Source organism: Brevibacillus sp. HB2.2 (assembly GCF_013284275.1).
GTDB lineage: Bacteria > Bacillota > Bacilli > Brevibacillales > Brevibacillaceae > Brevibacillus > Brevibacillus brevis_D.
Genome location: NZ_JABSUV010000072.1, coordinates 1 through 10,071 on the forward strand (window position 1 = coordinate 1; position 10,071 = coordinate 10,071).

The 10,071-nt window shown below is 41.3% G+C and carries 9 protein-coding genes; 5 read left to right on the plus strand and 4 right to left on the minus strand.

Annotation, left to right across the window (positions count from 1 at the left end):
• Window positions 1-237 precede the first annotated feature (237 nt).
• The 4 genes from HP401_RS35420 to HP401_RS35435 all read right to left on the minus strand — a co-directional run bounded on the left by HP401_RS35420 (window position 238) and on the right by HP401_RS35435 (window position 5,297).
• Window positions 238-1,356 carry a Ger(x)C family spore germination protein gene (locus HP401_RS35420; protein ID WP_173607551.1) on the minus strand — a complete coding sequence of 373 codons (1,119 nt, stop codon included), beginning with the start codon at window positions 1,354-1,356 and terminating at the stop codon, window positions 238-240.
• Entirely contained in the window at window positions 1,349-2,428 is a 1,080-nt protein-coding gene (locus HP401_RS35425) for a GerAB/ArcD/ProY family transporter (protein ID WP_173607552.1), read from the minus strand. The genes HP401_RS35420 and HP401_RS35425 overlap by 8 nt, the downstream gene beginning before the upstream one ends.
• A gap of 13 nt (window positions 2,429-2,441) precedes the next feature.
• Entirely contained in the window at window positions 2,442-3,941 is a 1,500-nt protein-coding gene (locus tag HP401_RS35430) for a spore germination protein (protein WP_173607553.1), read from the minus strand.
• A gap of 261 nt (window positions 3,942-4,202) precedes the next feature.
• The gene (locus HP401_RS35435; RefSeq protein WP_173607558.1) at window positions 4,203-5,297 is read right to left on the minus strand and encodes an L-dopachrome tautomerase-related protein; all 1,095 of its coding nucleotides are present in this window, start codon (window positions 5,295-5,297) and stop codon (window positions 4,203-4,205) included.
• A gap of 353 nt (window positions 5,298-5,650) precedes the next feature.
• Between HP401_RS35435 and HP401_RS35440 the strand changes: the two genes are divergently transcribed.
• The 5 genes from HP401_RS35440 to HP401_RS35460 all read left to right on the plus strand — a co-directional run.
• Window positions 5,651-5,872: a CBO0543 family protein gene (locus tag HP401_RS35440; RefSeq protein WP_173607554.1), complete on the plus strand. Its 222-nt coding sequence runs from the start codon at window positions 5,651-5,653 to the stop codon at window positions 5,870-5,872.
• Window positions 5,873-6,232: 360 nt separating this feature from the next.
• Window positions 6,233-6,745 carry a hypothetical protein gene (locus tag HP401_RS35445; RefSeq protein WP_254457228.1) on the plus strand — a complete coding sequence of 171 codons (513 nt, stop codon included), beginning with the start codon at window positions 6,233-6,235 and terminating at the stop codon, window positions 6,743-6,745.
• 91 nt (window positions 6,746-6,836) lie between these two features.
• Window positions 6,837-7,253, plus strand: coding sequence for a VOC family protein (locus HP401_RS35450; RefSeq protein ID WP_173607555.1), 417 nt, complete (start codon window positions 6,837-6,839; stop codon window positions 7,251-7,253).
• A gap of 144 nt (window positions 7,254-7,397) precedes the next feature.
• On the plus strand, window positions 7,398-9,404 hold the full coding sequence (locus HP401_RS35455) for a serine hydrolase domain-containing protein (protein ID WP_173607556.1): 2,007 nt from the start codon (window positions 7,398-7,400) through the stop codon (window positions 9,402-9,404).
• Window positions 9,405-9,454: 50 nt separating this feature from the next.
• A partial coding sequence (locus HP401_RS35460) for a response regulator transcription factor (protein WP_254457229.1) occupies window positions 9,455-10,071 on the plus strand: 617 nt, incomplete at its 3' end.

Consider the following 10,071-nt stretch of genomic DNA (forward strand, 5'->3'; position numbering starts at 1 on the left):
ATGCCCCGAGTCGTTTCCTTTATTGCTTTAAGAGCATGAAACCCTGCATGACCACAATCGATGATAATGCTTCTAAAGTCGTTCATTTCCTTAGCCCCTTTACGTTTTAAACATGTAACAATGTAAGGCGCTGATTTGTGACATCGGAAAACGATCGAATAAATTTGTATGAGCCCTTATTATCAGCCGTTCTTTCATGCCTGGTGGACATCTTTCAAAAAGAAGACGTCCTTTTTCTTATTTTAACTTGCCGAAATCACGGATTTTCACCTCAATATCGTGCACCACTTCCAAGTTTGAATATACTTCATGCCATTTCATCGCTTTCCACTCTTCGTACGTCGAATGATTTCGTACAGCTGTTCCAATACCAAATCCATCTGCTTGCACTTGCTGCATGTATGCAGTGATATTGTGAGCAGTTTTTTTGATGTATTGGGCAATGGCTTTCTCTAAACTCCTCTTCTGATTATCATCACTTAACTCTAGGCTTCCATCGTACTCTAAAACAGAACCTACGATAGCAATTTTCATGATGATTTTATACTTTGTAGGACGATTTGTTTTGATTACATCAATTTTACGTTTATTAATTAATGAGCTAAGCAAAACGATTTCTTTCTTCTTCGTTTTTTCATTCGTAACCTCCATGCTTATTTCTCCACGACGAAAATCACCTCGTAAGAAAGAGAAGATGACCCCATTTTTCTGTTCTATTTTACCTACGTATTTGTGTTCGTTGAAAAGTGCCACTCCACTTATCATTACATGGTCTTTTGCATCACGTATCAAAGGTGCAACAGGGTCAATTCCATCGTCGTAGAAATCTCTGCTCCAAGTGTATACCGTAGCTTCTGGTACGGATTGAACTTGCGCTTCTTTTTCAATAAGTCTATCAATGTATCTCCCTGTAACCTTGTGTTGTGGATAGTTCTTGTGCAAAATTTCATAGGGACTTCCATCAACAATGGTAATTTTTACGTTTGGACCGATAGCAGGGTCACGAACAAGCGTATCGATGTAATTGAGCAATCCCTTTTTTGCTATGTCGATGCCAAACAGAGCATTTCGAATTTGACCACTAACGAGTTGTTTATCTGTTTGTTGGGCTAGTTTTATTCTTGCTTCTTTATTTCCTTTTGAGATTGCTGTAAGGACTTGTCTTTTCTCGGTTTTCTGATGTTCCAAATTAGGAATACTCAACATGACTCGTCTCATACCTGGTTCTGTTACTTTCTCAGGTAGGTCGTACCCAACCGTGTGTATGAAGCCAAGGTCTTCAATTGTTCTTTGGTCATCGCATCCTGCGAGGAAACACACGATAATGAATAGGATGCGGCAATTGGACTTAAGCATTGTCGTGTTTCCTCCCTCTGATAAGTAAGATGAGTAAAAGCATAATGGGTAAACTGAATGCAATCCCAATCTCTATTTTAGAAAGAAATGAAGACACTTTCTTTAAATCACTTATCGCATCGAATTGTATGGAATAAAAAAAGGTAGCAGCGACCAGGACAAAGCCGATAACATTCGTTTTGATTTTGGGAAGCATTCTTTTCACCGTTTCCACCGATGCCCAGTAATACATGACGGAAGTGGATGTAGCCAAGAAGAGAAAGAAACCAAACAAGAGGTTTTCGATTCTTTCAACGAAAGGCAATCGTATGTAAGCCAGAAGGTCAAGGAGTGGATATAGCATGTTTCGTAATTGCTCATACCCGAAGAATCCGAAAGCAATAATACTGACCGATAAGTAAACAATCGTGGATAAAAGGTTTCCGGTTAATACCGATTTAGTGAACTTACTCTTTTGGTTTATGTAGGGAAAAAGAAATAAAGAAAGTTCATATCCCAGAAAAGAAAAGTAAGCATGATATCCACCTTCAAGAAAATTGGTATCTCCTTTAAACAGGAATGGGGTAAAACGTGAAAATTTGAATTCTTTAACGACGAATACCTCCAATAGTACCAACCACACAGAAAGAAAGAAGAAGGCTGTAGAAGTTTTTCCGATGACGTAGATTCCTTTTACTAATATGAGAACGACAAATGCATCAATGATGAATTTGAATATATAGGTAGGCACTGTCGGAAAAGACATCATTTGTAGAATCAACACGTACTCTTGAAGGATTAAACACGAAAATATGGACCAGACAGCAATGAAACCTATGTATAGCGGCACTAATAGAAACTTAGGAATTGCGGATTCAAGAATAGTAAAGACTGACTCCCCATTTCCCTTGCGATAAACCAAGTGAATGAGGAAGATATTGATACTGGTTATCGCCAATATAATAAACAAAGCAACCCAACCATTGGTACCAAAGTACGTTGCCAATACACCAGGAAGACTAAATATCCCGACTCCTTGTTGGGTCATATAGATGAGAATGGTAATATGAAATCTACTCAGTTTTTCTTTCACATGTAACCCATCCTTATCGTCTCATTTTCTGCTTAGTAACATTAGGTGTTTTGATTTGAGAGGGTCTAAGCTTGATTGCCCGAAAAGGTGCTCGTATGAATACATCGCGCCAATCCCCAAGATTCATAGGGGCAATAGGCGTTACATAAGACGTTCCTAAGTTTGTGATTCCGCACATGTGAATGACCACGAGACCAATACCGAATATAATCCCAAAGTTCCCCAGTAAACCAGCCATAATAATAAGCCCAAAACGTATTAATCGAATGGAAGCGCTCATGATGTAACTGGGAATCACGAAGGAAGCAATTGCCGAAGATGCGACGGAAATAATAAGAATGTTACTGGTCAATCCGGCTTGTACAGCAGCTTGACCAATGACAATACCTCCAACGATACCGATTGTTTGACCAACTTTTGTAGGCAATCTCGCTCCTGCTTCGCGTAAGAGTTCGATGGTCACTTCCATGAGCAAAGCTTCGAAAATAGGCGGGAAGGGAACACGACCCCTTGATTCAACTAGGGTACGCAATAGAGTTTCCGGAATCATTTCGTAGTGAAAGGTGGTTACAGAAACGTACAAAGCTGTAAACCCAACTGTAATGACAAAGGCAGTAAATCGCAGCAGACGCAAAGCTGTTCCCAAGAGCCACCGTTGGTAGTAATCATCCGGCGATGAAAAGAACTCAAAAAACGCAGTTGGTGCAGAAAAGGCAGTAGGACTTCCTTCAACGATACCAATAACCCTTCCTGATACCAATTTCGAGGCAATTACATCAGGTCTTTCCGACGTTAAAAATTGTGGAAAAATAGAATACGGGCATTCATCGATGAATTGAACCAACATATTTGTGTCCTGAATAGAATCGATTTCGATGTCCTGAATTCTACTCACAACTTCTTCTACGTACGCCATGTTTACAATGTCCTTGATGTATAGCAGGTAGACACTTGTTTTCGTTATTTCTCCTACTTCAAACTTCATCACTTTAAGGTGTGAACTTCGAATTCGCCTTCGGATTAATGCGAGGTTTGTGCCATAGGACTCTACAAAAGCTTCGTGAGGTCCGGTTATAACTGCTTCGGTTTGTGATTCTTCCACATTTCTTGTGGCGGGTCCGTAGGCTGCTACAACATAAGTACCATTGGGTGTAAAAACAGCGACACTTCCACTTAAAATCCCCAAAATTACATCTTTTGTATTTTGAGTCTCAACAAACTGAGACCACGATGGTAAATTATGTAACTCATCCAATTGAATATTAAGGAGAGGTTGAATGACATCGGTACGCAGTTCATTTTTGCTCACTAAATGCCCAAAATAGACAATATCAGTTTGAATTTCGGGAAATCTTCTATGCGTTAAATCAGCACAATCAGCTAATTCGTAAAGAGTATGCTGTAAGGTTGCTACTTGTGTATCATTGTCCATTTCCTGATGAGTAGTTGGTTCAATATCCATTTCTATCTCGCTAGAGGTTAGGGATTTGAAAAAATTCTTAAACATCGACATGAATCCTACGCCCTCCATTTTCCATGAATAGGAGTTAGTATGATGGTAAACCCTCTTTTTATTCAGTTGTACGGAATGCTCCCTTTAATATTTGACTAATGCTGTTCAGTGATAATAAAGTTTTAGGTTTCTCCATTGAACTATCGAACCCCGTTAGCTGAACAGGCTGCCGAGGGGCAGCCTCCAAATTCTTAATAATTATAAAGTCATAAAATACATTTTCTATGCAAATAGAGTCAACATTGTAAAGTGAAATTTTTATTAAAAGGTACGAGCAGGTGGTTCGTCTATTTTCATACGGAGTAAACTATAAGGCTTCTGCCGCAGGTCATTTCCATAATGAAATCTTGCCTGCCGATGTAATTGGTTCACGATGAAATATAAGTATTGATCTGGACCAATAGAAAAAGTATCCGGCCATAAAATTCTCGGATCATGTGCGATGGTTTCCATTATTCCATTTGACAATATCTTCCGAATACTATTATTTTCATAATCTCCAGCGTAAACGTTTCCTTTTGCATCGGTGATCATTCCATCTGAAGCACCTTTTTCTCCCCAATACTTTACGTGATACTGTAAATTCATATCCGGTATCGTTCGGTCTCTGAGGGCTTCCGTTGAAATCGAGTACAGATGACGACTGGAGAGAGGACAGAAATACAACATCTTGCCGTCCGGGGAAATCGCTATACCATCGGATGCCAATCTAAAGGGTGAAGTAGATCCGTCGTTGTTTCGATTCATCAAGATTTTACCTTCAACTTTCGGTAAGAGAAAGAGATCGGGCGAAGTTGAATTTGCCCCGTTTAACCGTCTCCAAGCATAACCCGTTTCTAAATCAACGACAATAATGGCTCCTGGTCCTCGGGATGACGAATCCGTTATATAAGCATAACCTGCTTTACCAACACGAAAATCAAATCGGACATCATTCAGATAAGTAGTTGGCAGGACAACATCTTCCGCAAATGTATATACACTTCTTATTGTATTTGAATTTAAATCTACAGCGACTAACTTCGCCCCCCCTTTGATAGGTTCTGAGAAATTAGGAGCTCCTGTATCCAGTACCCAAAGCGTTCCATTTCCATCAGCAACGACACTTTGGACACTAACGAAGGACGTTGTGATATTCGATGGGCTTACCACATTAGCGTCTAAACTAGGATAAGGCTGTAATGTATCGTGTACGATTTCAGCCACCGTAAATTTAACGTCGTCTCCCCATTTCGGAAAGCAAATGAAAATACGTCCGGTTTCAGAAACAGTAACGCCTGTAGGCATGGCTCCGTAAAATAAAAAAACCGCCTCAAACTTACCGAAATACTTTTCACTCGGTAACATCACTTGTATAAAATCCTCCTCAATAGGTTCGAACTGCTATTACCTATATATGACTGAATGTGGTTCAAGTGCCTGAATAATAAAATATTTTTACGGGAACCCCGCAAGTTCGTGTCTATGACGGACAACGAGTAAATGGCGTTGTGTTTTTGCCTAAGTATCACCGCCCACGAGAGTATGAATAAAAAGAAGTACACTATGCATAGGATCCTCCTTCCTTGTACAAGCTATGGCCATGGACATGGAACGAAATTTATTGCTGCTATTCTGCTTTGTGTGCGTGACCTCCATCTATTTCCTTGTTCCAAAAGTGAAAGCTCATGAATGTGATGTGCTTTCTTGCGTGTCAGGCTGTGGTATGAATGGTAGAACTATTGCTCGTTCAATTTGATTTGGTAGCCCACCCGTTGCGTGAATTTCCCAAAGCTTCGGATTTGAATATCACGTTCAAAGTGGTGTGGTTGCCTGTTGCGAGCAGTCTTTATTACATCTACAGACCTCGTGAGAATAATTTGACGAAGTGTTTTTACTTTGCCGCCTGGATTTCACTGCTCACCTTAATTGACGGGTTGCTAGCCGCATGACCCCCATGAAAAGATAACAAACTACATGATGCAGCGGAGCCTATACCATCCCTACCATATTCCGGAGCAAATTCAGCTCGATCTGAAAAATATTCAGACCGCTATGAACATTCCGTCCTGACACGGTATTCGTCCCGACAAAACGCGCAAAACCTCCATGGTTTTAGGCGCGTTTTTGATTTTAGCCGAAGACTTTAGAGAATAAAATGTTCCCCGTGTCAAGAATCCAACAATACAATAAGGGCCGACACGCTTCGCACTTATTTTGGCTTCGTCACAAACAACTTGAACAAGCGTTCCCTCGTTTGTCTTGCTTCTGATTGTCATCGCCACGCACTCTGTGGATCTTTGCTCTCACGTATGTACGATTATGATTGCTCTTTTGGGGACAGACCTGCTGATGAACAACTATTTTATAAAACGCCTGATTTGACCCAAGTGGACGGCAGTAAAATATACCAATACCCTTTTGAAAAGATTGATAGTCGGTTGTTAGACGAATACGTCAGATGGTTTGAGATCGTGGATGAATCGGGGACAGTCATCTATGTAAAAGGCAACAAGGAAGACAATATCATGACATATAGCGCTGGAATGCTGTACGCTAAAGTGGACATACAGCGAAACGATGATTTAATTTTCTACCATGTCTATCAAGCGCAAGGGCCAGAGGGTGAGAGCTATGTTCTGTTATGGAAAATTCCTCAGCGGTTGGAAAATCTATCATTGGCACTTGGAATCTTTATAGCGTTGTTTGCCGTTCTGTTGTTCATCGCCCTTTATTTCTATACCCGGTACACCGTCTTGCAGATGAAGAAGCCTCTCCGGCAAATTGTAGAGGGCATTAAAGAAATGGAAGGCTTCAAAAAATAGCAATCGAGAAGAAGCGTTCGAGCATGATTCTGCTATGCTTTAAAGGAGAAGAATGAGTATCATCCAAACAAAACGCGAAGGAGAATTTCCCATGACAAAAGAGCTTTGGATCAATTTGCCCGTCAAGGACCTCGAAAAGTCCAAATCATTTTTTGCCGCACTCGGATTCTCTTTTCATCCTCGCCATGAGAATAGCAAAGAGATGGCGGGCTTGGTGATTGGTGAGAAAAACATGCTCATTATGCTGTTTCCAGAGGATACCTTCCAATCGTTTACGCAAAATGAATTGGCAGATACGAAACGCGGAACGGAAGTGTTGTTTTCGATTGATGCCGAGAGCAGGGGAAAAGTGGATGAGTTGATGCGTCAGGTGGTTGAGGCTGGGGGCACTGTTTTCAGTGAGCCTCGGGAGCATGGTCCGGGGATGTATGGGGCAGGCTTCGCTGATTTGGATGGTCATCGGTGGAATGTGTTGTATATGGATATGAGACAGATATCGAGAGAATAGAGGAGCGTGCCCCTGAGAAATCAGGGGTTTTTGCATGAACAAGCAAAAAATTCATGTTCTATTAAGGTTGTATAGAAATACGATTAAGACTGATTGTGTATTCTTCTAGAGAAGGAAATAAGGATAAAGGAGAGGAGCAATCTTATGAAAATGTTTTCGAAGTTACAGACATTAATGGCGACTGTAATTGTAACTACTATGAGTGTCAGCCTTGTAAGCGGAGTTGTTTCTCCAACCAAAGTGTTCGCATCTTCTGTATCTGGGCCGGATGATCCGAGAGAGGTAGAGCAATTTGCAGATGAATTTTTTAACCAGTCAGAAATTAAGAACAACATGGCAGGAGCTACGTTTGTAGTTGTAAAAGGAGACAAGGTCCTTTTTAAAAAAGGGTATGGATATGCGGATGTAGAGAAGAAGATTCCGGTCGATCCTGATCGGACTGTATTTCGTGTAGCGTCAGTATCCAAGGTTATTACAGCTACAGCCGTTATGCAATTGGCGGAGCAAGGAAAAATAGATTTGAACAAAGATGTATCCGCATATATGGGGGGTGCCCGGATTCCGAATAAGACAGGCACTCCTCTTACAATGAAACATCTGTTAACGAACTCCACTGGATTTGACTTTGGAGACACTTCTGACGGTTCAACAACCGACTTGAAACGGGAGGTTTCTTTAAAGAAATACGTTATGGACAATCTCCCAAATATCATTCGCAAGCCAGGAGAGTTTTACAGATATGACAACCTCGGCTTCGACATTCAAGGTTATGTTGTGGAACAAGTAGCAGGAAAACCATTTGGTAAATACGTGAAGGAACGCATCTTTAAGCCGCTTGGCATGAAAAATAGTGATTTTCGACTGACGCCATCAATAGTCAAAGGGTTGGCTGTGCCTTATAATATTATCGGACAGCCGATCCCGACTTATGCAATGGTACCAACTGAGCTTCCTGATGGTGGAATGCTCTCAACTGGTTCTGATATGGCTAAATTCATGATTGCTCATCTCAATAAAGGAAAGCTTGGGAATGCGACGATTATGGAAGAAGAAACGGCGGCAGAAATGCACAGACCTCATCTTTCCGTGCATCCAAAGCTGAATAACATGGCGCTTGGTTTCGAATATGGCAACCAGCAAAATTACAATGGACAATATGTTATTGAAAAAGGAGGGGATTTACAAGGATACCATACCGGGATGTGGTTGATCCCGGAAGAAAAAGTGGGAGTATTCGTTACAGTCAATAAGGACTACGAAATTCGTATACCTTTGATTAAAGCGTTTATGGATCATTACTACCCGAAAAATGAGAAGGAAAAGGGAGCGTTTGAGTTAGCGAAACAAGAACTCACGAAGTTTGAAGGGACATACAGCGATTTGCGAAACCGGATGTGGACGACTCGTATACGTGCTGAAGGCGGCAAACTCATTGTAAAAGACTCGCTGGGAGAACATGTCCTATATGAGGTGGAGCCACTCTTATTCCAGGATGAACAAGGTAGTAAAGCTGCTTTTAAGCTGAACGATCACGGAGATGTGCAGGCTTTCTATTACGAGTTAAAAACAGATAGTTGGGCAGAAAAAATGCCTGAGCCGCAACGTTATCAGGATGTGGAGAATGACCATCCATATGCGTCCTATATTTATCACCTGAGACAGATCGGTGTCTTTGCTGATATGGAAGGAGACAATCTCTTTTCGCCCGAACAACAGATAACAAAAGGAGAATTTGTTGGCTGGTTCATCAAGTGGAGTGGCGTTGCCCCATCAAAGCATAAACTGATTTACACGGATATTTCAGGTAACAAGTATGCGCGGGAAATTCAAGCAGCTTACGAGTTAGGTTTACTAAGAGCATCTGCTGGTGGCAAATTTTATCCGAACGAGCCATTGACGCGTCAAGAAGCAGCAAACATCGTATGGCGCATGGCATTTGGCTATTTTCATGCAGAGCCGAAAAAAGCCAATTTGAGTGGTAGGACAGATGCTTGGGCTTTAGAGGGAGTCCATTTCGTAGTGGCAAAAGGATTATACGGACCAGAAGTGGTCAAAGACAAAGATGGCAGTCTCGATTATAAATCAGAGCAGCCGATGGTAAGGAAAGAAGCGGCTGCGTTACTATCTCGGTTTGCAGACCAATTATTTTAGTGTACAACAAGCCGTGACTTCTTGTTTGTGCTTCGTTGCGACATGAGGCGATGGAGGGAAGTACAATCAAAACGATATTGATCATCGACGATGAAGTACAAATTCGTGAACTACTCAGTATTTATTTGAAAAATTACGGGTTTGCTACTTATGAAGCAGGTAATGGGGTTGATGCGCTGGCTGTATTCTCAAACGTGCAAATCGATCTGGTTATTGCTGATATTATGATGCCGATGATGGATGGATACGAGTTATTAAAAAAGATGCGACATATTTCCGAAGTTCCGTTTTTGTTCCTGTCCGCGAAATCGGACGATATGGATAAAATTATTGGACTGCAGCTTGGCGCTGACGACTATGTGGGGAAGCCTTTTAACCCCATAGAAGTCGTCAGCAGAGTTCAAGCGTTATTCAGGAGAATGGATGTATTTTCCAAAGGTGAAAAGCAGAACCATGAAATCATACAAATTGGCGATGTCATGCTCGATTTGGTGAGCTGTAAGCTGTACAAAAATGGACAGCAGAAAGAAGTGACATCGTACGAGTTCAAGATTTTGTCTTTACTGATGAAGCATGTGGGGAGAGTTTTTACAAAAGCATCCATTTACGAGCATGTTTGGGGGCAGGAATACATAGGGGATGAAAACCTCATCATGGTCTATATCAG

What these genes read in the sequence shown, in the direction of transcription:
- HP401_RS35440 (WP_173607554.1), top strand. Translation starts at nt 5,651, where the DNA reads ATGGTAGAACTATTGCTCGTTCAATTTGATTTGGTAGCCCACCCGTTG.
- HP401_RS35450 (WP_173607555.1), top strand. Translation starts at nt 6,837, where the DNA reads ATGACAAAAGAGCTTTGGATCAATTTGCCCGTCAAGGACCTCGAAAAG.
- HP401_RS35430 (WP_173607553.1), bottom strand. Translation starts at nt 3,941, where the DNA reads ATGTCGATGTTTAAGAATTTTTTCAAATCCCTAACCTCTAGCGAGATA.
- HP401_RS35420 (WP_173607551.1), bottom strand. Translation starts at nt 1,356, where the DNA reads ATGCTTAAGTCCAATTGCCGCATCCTATTCATTATCGTGTGTTTCCTC.
- HP401_RS35455 (WP_173607556.1), top strand. Translation starts at nt 7,398, where the DNA reads ATGAAAATGTTTTCGAAGTTACAGACATTAATGGCGACTGTAATTGTA.
- HP401_RS35445 (WP_254457228.1), top strand. Translation starts at nt 6,233, where the DNA reads ATGTACGATTATGATTGCTCTTTTGGGGACAGACCTGCTGATGAACAA.